General features: G+C 72.2%; 15 protein-coding genes. 11 read left to right on the forward strand and 4 right to left on the reverse strand.

The features are described from left to right. The first annotated feature begins 41 nt into the window (after positions 1-41). On the forward strand, positions 42-872 hold the full coding sequence (locus ACWCQ1_RS17010) for a trypsin-like serine peptidase (RefSeq protein ID WP_133048965.1): 831 nt from the start codon (positions 42-44) through the stop codon (positions 870-872). A gap of 1 nt (position 873) precedes the next feature. Here ACWCQ1_RS17010 and ACWCQ1_RS17015 read toward each other — a convergent pair whose 3' ends face one another. Both ACWCQ1_RS17015 and ACWCQ1_RS17020 read right to left on the reverse strand, forming a co-directional pair. Next, on the reverse strand, positions 874-2,505 hold the full coding sequence (locus tag ACWCQ1_RS17015) for an N-acyl-D-amino-acid deacylase family protein (RefSeq protein ID WP_358594439.1): 1,632 nt from the start codon (positions 2,503-2,505) through the stop codon (positions 874-876). A 12-nt stretch (positions 2,506-2,517) separates the two neighbouring features. Then, positions 2,518-3,795 carry an amino acid deaminase gene (locus tag ACWCQ1_RS17020; RefSeq protein WP_451026808.1) on the reverse strand — a complete coding sequence of 426 codons (1,278 nt, stop codon included), beginning with the start codon at positions 3,793-3,795 and terminating at the stop codon, positions 2,518-2,520. A gap of 134 nt (positions 3,796-3,929) precedes the next feature. Here ACWCQ1_RS17020 and ACWCQ1_RS17025 point away from each other — a divergent pair, with 134 nt between their 5' ends. From ACWCQ1_RS17025 to ACWCQ1_RS17045, 5 genes are all read left to right on the forward strand, one after another. Next, complete coding sequence (locus ACWCQ1_RS17025; RefSeq protein WP_358594433.1) at positions 3,930-4,973, forward strand: sugar kinase; 1,044 nt, start codon at positions 3,930-3,932, stop codon at positions 4,971-4,973. Next, positions 4,970-5,746, forward strand: a complete 777-nt coding sequence (locus ACWCQ1_RS17030) for an IclR family transcriptional regulator (protein ID WP_133048969.1) — start codon at positions 4,970-4,972, stop codon at positions 5,744-5,746. Before ACWCQ1_RS17025 ends, ACWCQ1_RS17030 begins: the two co-directional genes overlap by 4 nt. Continuing rightward, positions 5,743-6,153: a RidA family protein gene (locus ACWCQ1_RS17035; protein ID WP_133048970.1), complete on the forward strand. Its 411-nt coding sequence runs from the start codon at positions 5,743-5,745 to the stop codon at positions 6,151-6,153. The genes ACWCQ1_RS17030 and ACWCQ1_RS17035 overlap by 4 nt, the downstream gene beginning before the upstream one ends. Before the next feature lie 120 nt (positions 6,154-6,273). After that, positions 6,274-7,752, forward strand: coding sequence for a GntP family permease (locus tag ACWCQ1_RS17040; RefSeq protein WP_133048971.1), 1,479 nt, complete (start codon positions 6,274-6,276; stop codon positions 7,750-7,752). Between the two features lie 64 nt (positions 7,753-7,816). Further along, a complete protein-coding gene (locus ACWCQ1_RS17045) occupies positions 7,817-8,335 on the forward strand; it encodes a hypothetical protein (RefSeq protein WP_451026809.1) in 519 nt (172 codons plus the stop codon). A gap of 220 nt (positions 8,336-8,555) precedes the next feature. Here ACWCQ1_RS17045 and ACWCQ1_RS17050 read toward each other — a convergent pair whose 3' ends face one another. Then, positions 8,556-9,278 (reverse strand): TetR/AcrR family transcriptional regulator, encoded by a 723-nt coding sequence (locus ACWCQ1_RS17050; RefSeq protein WP_451026810.1) that lies wholly within the window; start codon positions 9,276-9,278, stop codon positions 8,556-8,558. Positions 9,279-9,436: 158 nt separating this feature from the next. On the opposite strand from ACWCQ1_RS17050, the gene ACWCQ1_RS17055 reads away from it, so the two are divergent. Further along, positions 9,437-9,838 carry a hypothetical protein gene (locus ACWCQ1_RS17055; protein ID WP_358594420.1) on the forward strand — a complete coding sequence of 134 codons (402 nt, stop codon included), beginning with the start codon at positions 9,437-9,439 and terminating at the stop codon, positions 9,836-9,838. A gap of 103 nt (positions 9,839-9,941) precedes the next feature. Here ACWCQ1_RS17055 and ACWCQ1_RS17060 read toward each other — a convergent pair whose 3' ends face one another. Next, positions 9,942-10,526 (reverse strand): TetR/AcrR family transcriptional regulator, encoded by a 585-nt coding sequence (locus ACWCQ1_RS17060; protein WP_358594418.1) that lies wholly within the window; start codon positions 10,524-10,526, stop codon positions 9,942-9,944. Positions 10,527-10,695: 169 nt separating this feature from the next. On the opposite strand from ACWCQ1_RS17060, the gene ACWCQ1_RS17065 reads away from it, so the two are divergent. From ACWCQ1_RS17065 to ACWCQ1_RS17080, 4 genes are all read left to right on the forward strand, one after another. Continuing rightward, complete coding sequence (locus tag ACWCQ1_RS17065) at positions 10,696-11,325, forward strand: hypothetical protein (RefSeq protein ID WP_451026811.1); 630 nt, start codon at positions 10,696-10,698, stop codon at positions 11,323-11,325. A 230-nt stretch (positions 11,326-11,555) separates the two neighbouring features. After that, the gene (locus ACWCQ1_RS17070) at positions 11,556-13,892 is read left to right on the forward strand and encodes an ATP-binding protein (RefSeq protein WP_451026812.1); all 2,337 of its coding nucleotides are present in this window, start codon (positions 11,556-11,558) and stop codon (positions 13,890-13,892) included. 97 nt (positions 13,893-13,989) lie between these two features. Continuing rightward, the gene (locus ACWCQ1_RS17075) at positions 13,990-14,910 is read left to right on the forward strand and encodes an MEDS domain-containing protein (protein ID WP_358594409.1); all 921 of its coding nucleotides are present in this window, start codon (positions 13,990-13,992) and stop codon (positions 14,908-14,910) included. Positions 14,911-14,989: 79 nt separating this feature from the next. Beyond that, complete coding sequence (locus ACWCQ1_RS17080; RefSeq protein ID WP_358594406.1) at positions 14,990-15,469, forward strand: ATP-binding protein; 480 nt, start codon at positions 14,990-14,992, stop codon at positions 15,467-15,469. The last annotated feature ends 3 nt before the right edge of the window (positions 15,470-15,472 follow it).

Raw genomic sequence — 15,472 nt, forward strand, 5'->3', positions numbered from 1 at the left:
AATGCCCATGACAAAATCTGTCGCAATGAGGGGACCCCCACATGAAGAAGCCTCTCGGCGCCGTGGTCACCGCGCTGGTGCTCGCCGGATCCGGCGCGGCACCGGCGGTCGCGGCGTCCGCGCCGGCCCCGGCGGTCACGGCGGTCAACTTCGCCGGCACCGTCTCGCTGAGCAACTGCTCCGGCTCGGTCGTCCGCTTCCCGAACTCCGCGGACACCGACCCGGCGCTGGTCATGACCAACGGCCACTGCCTGGAGACCGGATTCCCGGAGCCCGGCGAGGTCATCACCGGCCAGTCCTCCAGCCGTACCTTCGGTCTGCTGAACTCGGCCGGCACCAAGGTCGCCACGCTCCGCGCCAACCAGGTCGTCTACTCGACCATGACCGACACGGACGTCACGATCTACCGTCTGACGACCACGTACTCCGCGATCAAGAGCTCCTACGGCATCAGCCCGCTCACCGTGCAGGACACCCACCCGACCGCCGGCACCGCGATCACGGTCGTGTCCGGCTACTGGAAGCGGACCTACGCCTGCAACATCGACGGGTTCGTCTACCGCCTCAAGGAGGGCGACTGGACCTGGAAGGACTCCGTCCGCTACACCTCCGCCTGCCAGACCATCGGCGGCACCTCGGGCTCCCCGGTGATCGACAACGCCACCGGCAAGGTCGTCGCCGTCAACAACACCGGCAACGAGGACGGCGAGCGCTGCACGGAGAACAACCCGTGCGAGGTCGACGCGAACGGCAACGTCACCGTCCGCGAGGGCATCAACTACGCCGAGGAGACGTACCAGATACCCGCCTGCTTCACCACCGGCAACAAGCTCAACCTCAACGCCAGTGGGTGCGTGCTGCCCAAGCCGTAGGTCAGGCCCGGGTGGCGTTCCGTCGTACGGGACTACGACGGACCGCCCGTCCCGCCAGCACGTCCGTGCGCCTGCCGTCCTCGATCACGAACTTCCCGTCCACGAAGACGTACGGAATGCCCGTCGGCAGGGTGCGCGGCTCCTCGAAGGTCGCCCCCGGCGCCACCGTCGCCGGATCGAAGAGCACCAGGTCCGCCCGGTAGCCCTCACGGACCAGTCCCCGGTCGGGCAGCCGCAGCCGCGCCGCAGGGCGCGAGGTGAGGTGCGCGACGCACTCCTCCAGCGACAGCACCCCCAACTCCCGCACATAGCGGCCGAGATACCGCGGGAAGGTGCCGTAGGCCCGCGGATGCGGCTTGGTGCCCCGCAGGATGCCGTCCGAGCCGCCGGTGTGGACGCGGTGCCGCATGATCTGCCGCACGTTCTCCTCGTGACCGACGTGCTGGAGGATCGTCGAGCCCAGCCGGTCCGCGAGCAGCAGGCGACGGGCGGTGGTCCAGGGGGCCTCGCCGCGCGCATCCGCCGACTGCCGGACCGTACGGCCCACGAAGTCCGCGAGGCCGGGGTCCGTCACGCCGGAGATCTCGATCGTGTCCCACTCGATGGGCACGCCGTGACAGCCGTCCGAGCCGACGACCTCCAGGTCGTGCCGGACGTGTTCGGCCGTGTCGTCGTCCTCCAGCCGCCTGAGGACCGCCTCCGGCCCGCCCTCGCTCGCCCAACTGGGCAGCATCGCCACGAGGGTCGTGCAGCCGGGGGTGTACGGGTACGTGTCCAGGGTGATGTCCGCCCCGGCCGCCAGCGCCTCGTCCAGCAGCGACAGCAGCTCGGGCGCGCGGCCCTTGTTCACGCCGAAGTTCATGGTGGCGTGGGCGAGATGGAGGGAGCAGTCCGCCTCGCGGGTCAGGGCCACCATCTCCTCGTACGCCTCCAGCGCGCCTGCCCCGTAACTGCGGTGGTGCGGGCAGTAGTAGCCGCCGTACGACGCCACCACCCGGCACAGCTCGGTCAGTTCGGCGTCCTTGGCGTACATGCCGGGCGTGTAGGTCAGCCCGGAGGACATGCCGACCGCGCCCTGCTCCATCCCCTCGGCGACCAACTGCCGCATCCGGTCCAGCTCTTCAGGGGTCGCCTCGCGGTCCTCCCAGCCGACGGCGAGCATCCGGACCGTGCCCTGCGGGACGAGATAGGCCGCGTTGACGGCGATCCCCCGGTCGAGGCGGTCCAGGTACTCGCCGACCGACCGCCAGTCGAAGTCGATGTCGTCGCCGTGGCCGTTCCAGCCGGTGATCGCGCTGCGCACCTCGGCGAGGGTGCGGTCGTCGACGGGGGCGTACGACAGCCCGTCCTGGCCCAGGACTTCGAGGGTGACCCCCTGCGCGGCCTTGGCGCTGTGGTCGGGGTCGCGCAGCAGGGCGAGGTCGCTGTGGGCGTGCATGTCGATGAAGCCGGGGGAGAGAACCAGCCCCTCGGCGTCCAGCTCCCGCACGGCCTTGGGCCGCAGACAGCCGGCCGCTGCCGCCTCCTTGACGATCGAGACGATCCTGCCGTGGTCGATCACCACGTCCGCGCGGTACGACGGCTCACCGCTGCCGTCCACCACGTCCGCGTCCCGGATGACGAGCTCCTCCATCGCGGGCTCCCTCTAGAAGAACGTACGGATGTAGTCGACGACCGTGCCGTCCGCCTCCACCAGCGGGATCAGCTGCCACTTGTCGAAGGACGTGCACGGGTGCGACAGCCCCATCCCCACCCAGTCCCCGACCTCGAGGTCCGCCTCGCCGGTCGTCCGCAGCCACGCGTGCTGGTCGGACAGACCGGTCACCTCGACCCCGGTGGCCGGGCGCTCGGTGCCGTCCCGGCGGACCACCTGGGCGAAGGGCAGGTCGAGGTCGTGGGCCGCGTCCCGCTTGCCCGCGTTGGCGAAGGCCTGCTCGGCGGAGGGCCGCGAGACGACCTGCGCCCAGAGCCGGAACGCCGGCTCCAGGGCGCCCTCCTCGGGGACCCGGTTGAACGGCGTGACCTTCCGGTAGTGCCCGTCGTCGTGCGAGACATAGGCGCCCGAGCGCAGCAACTTCAGTACGCGGGAGGACAGTTCGGGAATCTCCGCGAACACGTCGGACACCGCGTCGAACCAGGCGCTGCCGCCGGCGCTGACGACGATCTCGTCGAGGCCCGTGAAACGCCCCGCCTTGTCGAAGTCGACGGCGAGCGCGACCAGCCGCCGCAGCCAGGCGTGCACCCGCTCCGGATCGGCCCGCGGCACCTCGCCCTCGTAGCCCGCCACCCCGACGAGCCGCAACGTCCGCGTCCCGGCCACCGCGTCGGCGACGGCCGCGCACTCCGCCTCCGTACGGACACCGGTACGGGCGCCCTCACCGGCGCCGAGCTCCACGACGACGTCCAGCGGGCGGGCGGCCCCCTCCAGCGCCGCGTCCATGAGCTCGACCCCGCGCACGGAGTCGACGTAACAGACGAACCGGAAGTCCGGGTCGGCGTCCAGCTCGCCGGAGATCCAGCGCAGGGCGGCGGCGTCCACGAGCTCGTTGGCGAGGAAGACCCGCCGGATCCCGAACCGGCGGGCCACCCGCACCTGGTGCGGCACCGCCAGCGTGATGCCCCAGGCGCCGCGCTCGATCTGCTGCCGGAACAGCTGCGGCGCCATGGAGGTCTTGCCGTGCGGGGCGAAGGAGAGGCCGTGGCGGACGGCGTACGTCTCCATGAGCGCGAGGTTGTGCTCCAGGCGCTCGGCGGACAGCGCGAGGACGGGGGTGGTGAAGCCGTCGGTGAAGAGGTTGCGGCGCTGGGCGGCCAGCTCGCCGACGGTCAGGCCCTCGGCGTCCGGCGGGAGGCCCTTGAAGCGGTGGTCGACACGTTCCCCGGAGAGGCTCGCGAGGGCTTCGGAGGGACTGTCGGCTGTCATGGAAGCCTCCCTGATCTGGCCTGTTGCAGTGTGTGCAACATCCATTGCGTATATCGCTCACTGCTGTCTAACATCTCGGCCAACGCGGGGTCAACGGAGCCGTCCCCGCATCCGACCCGGGAGCCACCACCATCGTGACCGCCAGCGGACCCAGCAGTGCCGGCGACGGCGTGGACGTCGTCGCGCTCGGCGAGTCCATGGTCGCCTTCCTGCCCTCCCGCCCGGGCCGCCTCGCCGACGTCCCCTCCTTCGACCGCGCCATCGGCGGTGCCGAGTCCAACGTGGCGTGTGTCCTGGCGGCCGCCGGCCATGCCGTGCGGTGGGTGAGCAGAGTCGGTGCCGACGGCTTCGGCGACCACCTCGTCCACACCGTCGCGAGCCACGGCGTCGACGTCTCCGCCGTGCACCGGGACCCCGCCCGCCCCACCGGCGTCTACTTCCGCACGGCCGGCGACCGGGCGACCGACGCGCACGAGGTGGCGTACTACCGCGCCGGCTCGGCCGCGTCCGCGATGACCGTGGAGAACGTCGACCTGGCGGCGGTGCGGGCGGGCCGGATCCTGCACCTGTCCGGGATCACGGCGGCACTGTCCGACGGCTGCCTCGCCCTGATGCGCGAGCTGACCGCACCGCGTCCGGGGCGCCCGCTGATCTCCTTCGACGTGAACTACCGCGCCGGACTGTGGCCGCACGCGGACGGAGCGCACGTGCTGCGGGACCTGGCCCGCCGGTCCGACATCGTCTTCGTCGGCGAGGACGAGGCCGAGCACACCTGGGGCGTCACGGGCGGACCGGCGGCCGTCCGCCGGGCGCTGCCCGAACCGGCGGTCCTGGTGGTCAAGCAGGGGGAGCGGGGAGCGACGGCGTTCACCGGTCCGACGACCACCTTCGTGCCCGCCCTCCACGTCGACGTCGTCGCCACCGTCGGCGCCGGTGACGCCTTCGCCGCCGGGTTCCTCTCGGCCACCCTCCGCGAGCTGCCCGTGCCCGCCCGCCTCCGCCACGGCCACCTCGCGGCCGCCGCCGCCCTCACCGTCCCCGGCGACCTCGCCGCACCCCTCTCCCGCGACACCGCCGACCGCCTCGCCGCCCTCGACGACGACACGTGGGGGAGACTTCGACTCGGCCCCGGCTGGACCCGAGCCGAGCAGGCCCCGGAGGAGGTACGCACCCCATGAGCCAGACCGTCGACCGAGCGCTCAGCATCCTGCCGCTGCTCGCCGAGGGCCCCGCCGACCTCGGCCAGGTGGCCGACCGCCTCGGCGTGCACAAGTCCACGGCTCTGCGCCTCCTGCGCACCCTGCACGAACACGGCATGGTCTACCGCCAGTCCGACCAGCGCTATCGCCTCGGTGCCCGCCTCATCGCCCTCGCCCAGGAGGCGATGGAGAACCTCGACATCCGCGAGATCGCCCACCCCCACCTCGTACGCCTCAACGAACAGTGCGGACACACCGTCCACCTCGCCGTGTACGAGGAGAACGAGGTGCTCTACATCGACAAGGTGGAGAGCCGCTATCCGGTACGCATGTACTCCCGGATCGGCAAACCCGTCGCCATCACCGTCGCCGCCGTCGCCAAGCTGCTCCTCGCCGACCTGCCCGAGGCCGAGCGGCGGGCCCTGGCCGACAAGCTCGACTACCCCGCGTACACCGCCCGCTCCACCCCCAACGCCCCCGCCTTCCTGAGGGAGTTGGAGAAGGCCCGGGAGCAGGGCTGGGCCACCGACCTCGGGGGCCACGAGGAGTCCATCAACTGCGTCGCGGCCCCCGTCCGCGGCGCCGACGGCCGGGTCGTCGCCGCGATGTCGGTCTCCGCGCCCAACGTCGTCGTCACCGCCGACGAACTCCTCAGCCTGCTGCCCCTGGTGCGGCGCACGGCCGACGCCATCAGCGGCGAGTACTCCGGAAGAACCCCCGTGAAGGACAGCGAAGCGAAGGACCCCGTATGACCGACAAGATCGCACTCACCCCCAAGACCCACACCACCCCGCCCGCGAAGTTCTCCCACGGCGTCAAGAAGGGCAACATCCTCCAGGTCGCCGGACAGGTCGGCTTCCTCCCCGCCGAGGACGGCAAGCCCCCCACGCCCGCCGGCCCCACCCTGCGCGAACAGACCCTCCAGACCCTCGCCAACGTCAAGGCGATCCTCGAGGAGGGCGGCGCGAGCTGGGACGACGTGATGATGATCCGCGTCTATCTGACCGACGTGGACCACTTCGCCGAGATGAACGACATCTACAACGCCTACTTCGAGGAGCAGGCGCTCACCGCCCCGCCCGCCGCGCGCACCACGGTCTACGTCGGCCTGCCCGCGGGTCTCCTCATCGAGATCGACGCGCTCGCCGTCCTGAGCTGACGGCACCTCGACTCCCGCAACTCCCGCACGCAGTACACGGCACGGCACCCAGGACTCCCTGGGTGCCGTGCCGCGATCCCCCCTGCCCGAAAGCCCGATGCACTTACCCAGAGGACCCCCATGTCCCTCCAGCTCGCCGCGACCGCCCCCACAGAGGCCCCGCCCCACACCGGTGGCCTGCTCCTCCTGATCGACGGAACCCCCGGCCTCCTCACGGTCGCCGCCCTCGGTATCGCGCTCCTCCTCTTCCTGATCATCAAGGTCAGGATCCAGCCCTTCGTCGCCCTGCTCGCCGTCTCCATAGCCGTCGGCCTGCTCGCCGGGCTCTCCGTCACCGAACTCTTCGGCACGGTCCAGCGGTCGGACGCCGTGTCCACCATCGAGTCCGGCATGGGCGGCATCCTCGGCCATGTCGCGATCATCATCGGCCTCGGCACGATGCTCGGCGCGATCCTCGAAGTCAGCGGCGGCGCAGAGGTGTTGGCGTCACGGCTGCTCGGGCTGTTCGGCGAGAAACGAGCCCCCCTCGCCATGGGCCTGACGGGCCTGATCTTCGGCATCCCGGTCTTCTTCGACGTCGGCATCTTCGTCCTCGCGCCGATCGTGTACGCGGCGGCGAAGCGGGGCGGCAGGTCGATCCTGCTGTACTGCCTCCCGCTGCTCGCGGGCCTGTCCATGACCCACGCGTTCCTGCCCCCGCACCCGGGTCCGGTGGCGGCCGCCGGCCTCCTGCACGTCGACCTCGGCTGGGTCATCCTGATGGGCGTCGTCTGCGGCATCCCGGCGGTGCTCGCCGCCTGGGCCTACTCGGCGTGGATCGGCAACCGCGTCTTCGTGGCCGTACCGCAGGACATGGTGGAGGCGGCGGCCGAGGCCCGGCAGGCGGTGATCGACGAGCAGCGCGCGTCCGGCGTCGAGCCGCAGGAGAGGCCCGTGCCGCTGGGCACCGTCCTGGGCATCATCGGCACCCCGCTGATCCTGATCCTGGCCGCGACCTTCTCCTCCATCGCGCTGGACCCCTCCACCGGCCGCTCGGTGATCGAGTTCTTCGGCCACCCCTTCGTGGCGCTGACGATCGCCCTGCTCCTCGCCTACTACCTGCTGGGCATACGACGGGGCTGGTCCCGCAAGTCCCTCGAGACCGTCTCCACCGCCTCCCTCAAGCCGGTCGGCAACATCCTGCTGGTCGTCGGCGCGGGCGGGATCTTCGGCGCGGTCCTCAAGGCCAGCGGGGTCGCCCAGGCGCTCTCCGACACCTTCCACGACGTGGGCCTGCCGGTCCTGGTCCTCTCCTACCTGATCTCCCTCGTCCTGCGCGTCGCCCAGGGCTCGGCGACGGTCGCCATCGTCACCACGGCCGGCATCGTCGCGCCCCTCCTCGCGGAGGGCCACCACTCCCAGGCCTTCGTCGCCCTGGTCATCATGGCCATCTCGGCCGGCTCCATCTTCGCCTCCCATGTGAACGACGGAGGCTTCTGGATGGTCGCCAAGTACTTCGGCATCACCGAACGCGACACCCTCAGGACCTGGACGGTCCTGGAGTCGGTCCTGTCGGTGGCGGGGTTCGTGGTGGCGCTGGTGCTGAGCTGGTTCGTGTAGGCGTCTGATAACGAAGTTGGGGCCCGCTGTGTCCGACACAGGATCGTCGACCATACTGCCCGCTGTGGAGCAGCGCATAGGTTCGAGCAGTCAGCCCCTGAAGGCAGAGCCCGTGAAGGGCGCCGGGTTCGACCCGGCGTTCATCCCCGGGTTGACCTCACCCGTGGCCGAGGAGCCGGAGGACGCCACGTCCGAGGGTGGGGACGTCGAGGCGGAGGAGGCGGAGACCCCGGTGGCCGGGGCCCAGACCGACGAGACCGACGCCGACTCCGGTGAGGAGGAGGCCGCGGACGGGCCCGTGTTCGAGGCCGCCGACCGGCGGGCCAGAATCGTCGCCGACCGCCGGGGCATCCGTCTCAGCCTCGACGAGGAGAAGTGCGAGTTCCGCTGGGACGAGATCGGCGCCGTCGAGACGGAGTCCCCCCGCTTCGGCAAGCGGTACACCGTCACCGTCCACACCCCGGACCGCCGTTGGTACCCGATCGAGATCGAGGCACCGGCCCGGTCACGCTTCCAGGAGTGGGACGAGCAGTTGGACGCGGTGCTCGACGCCTACTTCGACGAGGAAGCGTCGGACGTGTAGAACATCGGCCGCGCGCCCCCCGGACGCCCCGGGTGAGCGCGCGGCCGGCTCCGAGCGACTCCCGCCGCCCGGCAGGCGTGGCGGGGCCTGCCCGGGCTCCCTCCACGCCCGGCGGGGCCCGTGACCCCGGAACCCCTGCACGAGTACGACGCCCCGAGCGTCCCACGGTGTACGAGACCGCCCTCGAGGGTGCCCTCGACGCCCGGGCGGCTTCGGACGTTCACGAGTCGTTGGGGGTGGGCGGGCGGTGACTCGCCCTCGGCTCCGCGGAGTTGTCGGCGGGAGCAGTTGTGGTGGCCGGTCGACCGGCGGGATCCGGTCCGCCGTCGTGGTCGCTTCCGGCACGTCCGCCGGGCTGACTTGCGTCGGGCAGCCACGGGGCGAGCGCGCTGTCGACCTCGTCCGCCACGACGTCGTGGCCGAGCCGTTCCCCGAGCATCGAGCGCCGGAAGAACAGCGAGCCGGCGATGCGGGCCATCAGCGGCCCGGCGTGCGCCTGGACACCGGGGCGCAGTTCACCGCGTCGGGCGGCGGCGTCGAGCGCGTCCGTGAAGTGCCGGCCGACGCGGTCGAACATGTCCTCGCGGATGCGCCGCGCGTTCTCGTCGCGCTCGGCCCGTTCGACGACGGCGGCGATGACGGACGCGGAGGCCGGCTGGTCGAACCAGTCGGCCTGCTGCTGGATCCGGGCCGTCAACTGGGCCTGTACGGGGCTGTTGTCGAAGGTGAGCAGCGGCCGGACGCTGTGGGCGAGCGCGTCGATGACGAGGGTCTGCTGGTCGGGCCAGTGCCGGTAGACGGTGGCGCGGCCGATGCCGGCTCGTTTGGCGACGCCGGCGTGGGTGACGTTCTCGGGGCCGCCCTCGACGAGGAGTTCGGTGGCGGCGGCCAGGGCGGCGGCGCGGCTGCGCAGGGCGCGGGGGTCCTCATTGGTCCGGGGCATCCGGCACCTCTTCCTCCCCCATTTTCTGAGACTGTTTGACTCACACTTGCTCTTCGATACATACTGTCTCACAGCTCGAAGGAATGCCTCCCTTACCGATCGAGCGCGTCCGTCGCAGGTCCGCCGTGGGTCTGCCGCAGGGCCCGAGGAGACGGCTCATGCCCATGAACGAGAACGTCATCACGCTTCGCTTCACCAACCGCGTCGCCGCCTATCAGGCGCTGGGCGCGCTGAGGCACCTCAACGCCGCCGGCGCCGAGATCCACGGCGCCGTACTGGTCGAGCGCCCCGACGACGGGGCGGCGGTCGTCCTCGCAGCGGTCGGGGAGTCCGGCACCGACACCTTGGACATGCTGGCGCTGTGGTACGGAGCCGCCCTCGAGCGCCGCCCGGTCGACGGCGTACGCGCCGGGCTGTACGCGCTGGAAGGGGGCGCCGACGAAGTCCCGTCGGTCGGGGCGCGGGTGGCGACGGGCTGGCGCGAGGGGAAGCGCGGCGGGGTGCAGGGGACACCCTCGGCGGGGGTCGCGGTACTGAGCCGGATGAGCGCCGCCGCCTAGTCGTCGGCGCTCCATGGACGCGGGGTGGATCCCCCCTGCCCCGCAAGGTGAGGGCGGGCCCGACACGGGCCCGCCCTCACTGCTTTCCACCCGCGACGCAGGGTCAGGCGTTCGTCTGCCACGGTGCGAGCGCGCCGTCGACCAGGCTGACCACGAGGTCCTTGTCGAGACGTACCCCGTGCAGGAAGCGGTAGAAGAGCAGCGGGCCGACGATACGGGCGATGAGATCCGTGCTGTGCTCCTCGGCGCCTTCGCGGAGTTCGCCGCGCTCGACGGCGGCGGCCAGCGAGCGGGTGAAGTCCTCGTCGGCCTTCCCGAAGATCTCCTCGCGGATGCGCCGCGCCTCGTCGTCCCGCTCGGCCCGCTGGATGACCGTGGCGAGCACCGACACCGCGCTCGGCTGATTGAGCCGGTGGGTCATCTCCACCATCTGATGCACCAACTGGTCGCGCACGGGGCTGTCGTCGAAGGAGAGCAGCGGCTGGACGTCGTTGGCGAGCGCGTCGATGAGAAGGGTCTGCTGGTCGGGCCAGTGCCGGTAGACGGTGGCGCGGCCGATGCCGGCTCGTTTGGCGACGCCGGCGTGGGTGACGTTCTCGGGGCCGCCCTCGACGAGGAGTTCGGTGGCGGCGGCCAGGGCGGCGGCACGGCTGCGCAGGGCGCGGGGGTCGTCGTTGGTCCGGGGCATCGGAACACCTCTTTCTCGGCAGCTTGTGAGACGGTCTGCCTCGTAAACCTTAACCGTCGGCCACAGTGCGGCGGACCCTACGCTGTGAGACAACTTGACTCACAAGCCATCTCTGATACATACTGTCTCACAGAACGACGAAGCAGACCGCAATCCACGGAGGTATCTCATGACCACGACCACGACCGAGAACGCCGTCGCCCTTCGCTTCGCCGACCGGGCCACCGCCTACCAGGCCCTCAGCGACCTCAAGCACCTTTCCTCACCCGCCGCCGACGTCCGCGGGGCCGTCCTGATCGAGCGCCTCGACGACGGCACCGTCCGCGTTCCCGAGGGCCTGGAGACCGCGGCCGGACGCAACACCGCCGTCGGCGGACTGGTCGGCTCGGTCGTCGGCATCCTGGGCGGACCGCTGGGCGTGCTGATGGGCTGGGGCATCGGCGCGATGATCGGCGGAGGCTACGACTTCAAGCGGGCCGGTGAGGCCACCGAGGCCGCCGTCGCCTTCACTCCCCACGTCGCGCCCGGCGGCACGGCGATCCTGGCCGAGGTCAAGGAGAGCGACACCCAGGTGCTGGACCTGCTGGCCATGCGCTACGACGCCGTCCTCGAGCGCCGCCCGGTCGACGGCGTACGCGCCGAGCTGAAGGCGATGGAGGAGGCCGCCGAGCAGGTCCGCAAGGAGGAGGCGAAGGCCAGGCGCGAGCAGAAGAGGGCCGAGGCCGCGCAGAAGTTCCACCGGGTCACCGGCGGACGCCGGGAAGGCGAGGCGGCACCGGAGGAAACGCCCGCCGGGTGACGCGACACCGAGGAAGGTGCCGCACGGCATCCCGCCGGGGCGGTCCGGGCAGGGCTCATGGACCCGCCAGGACCGCGCCGAGCGGGCGCGACGGCGGGGCGCGCGCAGTGTACGCGCGCCCGTTCTCCCCGCACGGACCTCCGGCAAAGTGCACTCGCGGGTGTGACCGGGACGTGCATATATGCCGAACCAAGAGGAAAGTGAGGTTCCGTTGCCAGGGGAGGCTGATCATGGGTGGATCAGCGCCACGACGGGACCGTCATCTGCCGGTCGACACCACCAGCTTCGTCGACCGGCGCGGCGAACAGACCGAGGGCCGCGAGCTGCTCGCCAGGGCACGCCTGGTCACGCTGACCGGACCGGGCGGCGTCGGCAAGACGCGCCTGGCCGCACGCATCGCGGCCCGCGTCGAGCGCACCTTCCCCGACGGCGTCCGCTTCGTGCAGCTGGCCGGGCTGGACGACCCGGCGCTCGTCCCGGTCGCCGCCGCCGACGCCCTCGGCCTGCACGACCACTCCAGCCAGCCCCCGCTGGACGCCCTCGTCGAGCAGGTGCGCGACCGGCGTCTGCTGCTCGTCCTCGACAACTGCGAACACCTCCTCCAGGCCTGCGCGGACCTGTCCGCCGCCCTGCTGCACGGCACCACCGGCGTCCGCGTCCTCGCCACCAGCCGCCACCGCCTCGGTCTGACCGAGGAACACCTGCTGGAGTTACGGCCGTTGCCGGTCCCCGACCCGGACGGCGACCTCACCTCGGCCGACGGCTACCCCGCCCTCGCCCTGTTCGCCGACCGGGCCGCCGCCGTCGTCCCCGGCTTCCGGCTGACCGCCGCCAACCGTGCCGCCGTCGCCCGGCTGTGCCACCGCCTGGACGGCCTTCCGCTCGCCATCGAACTGGCCGCCGTCCGCATGCGCGTCCTCGGTGTGGAACAGCTCCTGGAGCGCCTCGACGACCGCTACCGCCTCCTCACCGCCGGCTCCACCGCCGCCCTGCCCCGCCACCAGACCCTGCGGGCCGCCGTCGACTGGAGTCATGAACTCTGCACCGAGCAAGAGCAGTTGGTGTGGGCGCGGGCGTCCGTGCTGGCCGGCGGCTTCGACGCGGAGACCGCCGAGGCGGTGTGCGCGGACGGTGAGCGGGTGCGCGCGTACGAGGTGCTGGAGGCCGTCGCCGGTCTCGTCGACAAGTCCGTGCTGGGCCGGGAGGAGGGCCCCGGCGGGGTGCGCTACCGGCTGCTGGACACCCTGCGCCACTACGGCCTGGAGAAGTTACGGCGGGAGGCGGGCGAGGAGGTCGCCGCGCGGCGCCGGCAGCGGGAGTGGGTGCAGCGCCGGGCCGCCCGCTGCGAGAGCGCCTGGTTCGGGCCGGGGCAGCGGAACATCGTCGCCCGGCTCCGCGCCGACCAGGACAACCTGCGCGCCGCCCTCGACTTCAGCCTCACCGAACCCGGCGAGGCCCGTGCCGGACTGCGCCTCGCGGGCACCCTGTGGTTCTACTGGCACGCCTGCGGGGCGCCCCGCGAGGGCCGCTACTGGCTCGACCGGGCCCTGGCCGCCTGCCCCGAGCAGACCCGCGAACGGGCCCGCGCCCTGTGGATCGTGGGCCTGCTCGCCGGCTCCCAGGAGGACCTGACCTCGGGGCGGGCACGCGCCGAGGAGGCCAGGGACCTGGCCCGCTCCCTCGGCGACGAGGCCGAGGCCGCCCACGCCGAGTACGTCATCGGCGTCCTGCGCCTGTTCAACAACGACGTCCCCGGCGCCCTGGAGCACTACCGGGCCACCGTCGCCCGCGGCCGTGTTCCCGGCCAGCACCTGTCCCTGGTCGGTCTGGACCGGGTCGAACTCGCCTGTGCGCTCGGCTTCCTGGGCGAGGCGGACCAGGCCATCGAGGTGTGCGTGGAGACCCGCCGGCTGTGCGAGGAGCACGGCGAGGAGTGGGTGCTGTCGTACGTGCTGCGGATGCTCGCCCTCGCGCACACCGTGAAGGGCGAGTGGGAGCAGGCCGAGCGGCACGCCCGGGACGCCCTGCGCCGCAAACTCGCCGTCCGCGACATCATCGGCATCGGCCTCACTCTCGACCTGCTCGCCCAGACCGCCGCCCGCCGCGGGGCCGCCGAGCGCGCGGCGGTCCTGCTCGGCGGCGCCGACCGCGTCTGGGCCGACGTCGATCGCTTCCGCTGGGGCTCCCAGGCCCTCGGCGCCACCCGGCTGGAGAGCGAGTCCCGCGCCCGGGAGACCCTCGGCAGGGCAGCCTACGAGCGGTCGTACGCGTGCGGCGCGGCCCTCGGGCTCACGGCCACCGTCGGCTACGCGGTGGGGGAGCCCACCGGTGAACTCCCGCCGCAGCGGCCCGAGTCGACGCCGGCCGAGCGGGGCGACGGCGTCCGTCTCACCCGCCGGGAGAGCGAGGTCGCCCAACTCGTCGCCCAGGGCCTGGCCAACCAGCAGATCGCCGACCGTCTCGTCATCGCCCGCCGGACCGCCGAAGGCCATGTGGAACGCATCCTCAGCAAGCTCGGCTTCAGCAACCGCAGCCAGATCGCCGCCTGGGTGACCGCCCAGCGGTGAACCGATCCCCACCCCGCCAGGGAGACCCCTCCCCACGGAGATCCCCTCCCCAACGGAGACCCCCTCCCCACGAGATCCCTCCCCACGAAGGAGAAACATGACCGCTCGACCAGCTTCCACCCCCACCCCCACCCCGACCCCGTTCGACCACCGCATGGGCGTCTTCGGCGCCGACGACGAGTTCGTGGCCACCGCCGTGCCCTTCCTCACCGAGGGCCTGGGCGCCCCCGGCGAACCCCCGCCGGCGGCCATCGCCGCCCCGGCCAAGCTGGAGCTCCTGCGCGACGCCCTCGGCAGCGACACCAAGGAGGTCGCGCTCATCGAGCACACCGACTGGTACACCGGCTCCGCCGCCAACGCGGTCGCCCAGGGCGCCGGTTACCTCGCCGCGCAGGCCGGACCCGGCGGCCGGGTCCACCTCCTGATGGAACCCGTCTGGGACGGCCGTGCCGGGCGCTCCGCCCGGGAGACCACCGAGTGGATCCGCTACGAGGCCCTCGCGAACCTGCTGTTCGCGCCGATGGCGACGACGGTCCTGTGCGCCTACGACACCCGTACCGCCGGTGAGGCGATCGTCGAGGCGGCCCGCCGCGCCCACCCCGGCTCGGGCGTGTACGAGGACCCGGTCCGCCTCACCGCCGAGCTGGACGCCGTGCCGCTCGCACCGCCTCCGCCGGACGCGGAACTCCTCCGGGAACCGTACGCCGACGCCGTACGCTCACGGGCGGTGGCCCGTGGACTGACCCGGGTGGACGCCGAGTTGTTCACCGAGGCGGTGACCGCGGCACTCGGCATGCTCGGGCCCGTCACCGCCGTACGGCTGTGGGGCGAGGCGCCCGCCTGCGTGTGCGAGCTGCGCGCCGCGCGCCGGGTCGGTGATCCGCTGGCCGGGTTCGTGCCGCCGCCCACGCCCGAACTGGAGCCGGAGCAGGGGCTGTGGTTCACCCGGCAGGTGTGCGCGTACGTCGACGTCCGCGACGACGAGCACGGAGCCACCGTACGGCTGCAGTACGGGTAGGGCACGGGCAGGTACGCAGGTATGGAATCGGGTAGTCCTCCCCGTGTCCCGTGCCCGGGGGGAGGTCATCCTGTTCCGCATGCTGCAACGCTCCGGGAGCACTCGCCCGGATCCCGACCCGCATCATGCCGCGTACCCTCAACCGCCCCTGGGTGCCGGTGACCTGAGCGTCCAGTACGGCCCCCTTCCCTCGTCCGTGCGGCGGGCCCGCTCTGAGGTGCGAAGACAGCTGGAGGCGTGGGGGATCGCGGACCGGGACGCCGAGGTGGTGGAGGTGGCGCAGCTGCTCGTCAGCGAGCTGGCGACCAACGCGCTGCTGCACTCAGGCGGCGGCTTCCGGCTCACCCTGTCCGCGGCCCACGGGGTGCTGCGCTGCGAGGTGAGCGACTCGGGCCGGCGCGTTCCACGGGTGCTCGACGCGGGCACGGGGGAGAGCGGGCGGGGGCTGTTCCTGGTGGAGGCGCTGGCGCTGCGCTGGGGCTGGCGTCACGACGGGCCGGGCAAGAGCGTGTGGTTCGAGCTCGGTACCTGCGGGGCGGACGGCTGTGGTCGGCGATAGCCG

The organism is Streptomyces sp. NPDC002144, assembly GCF_053593695.1.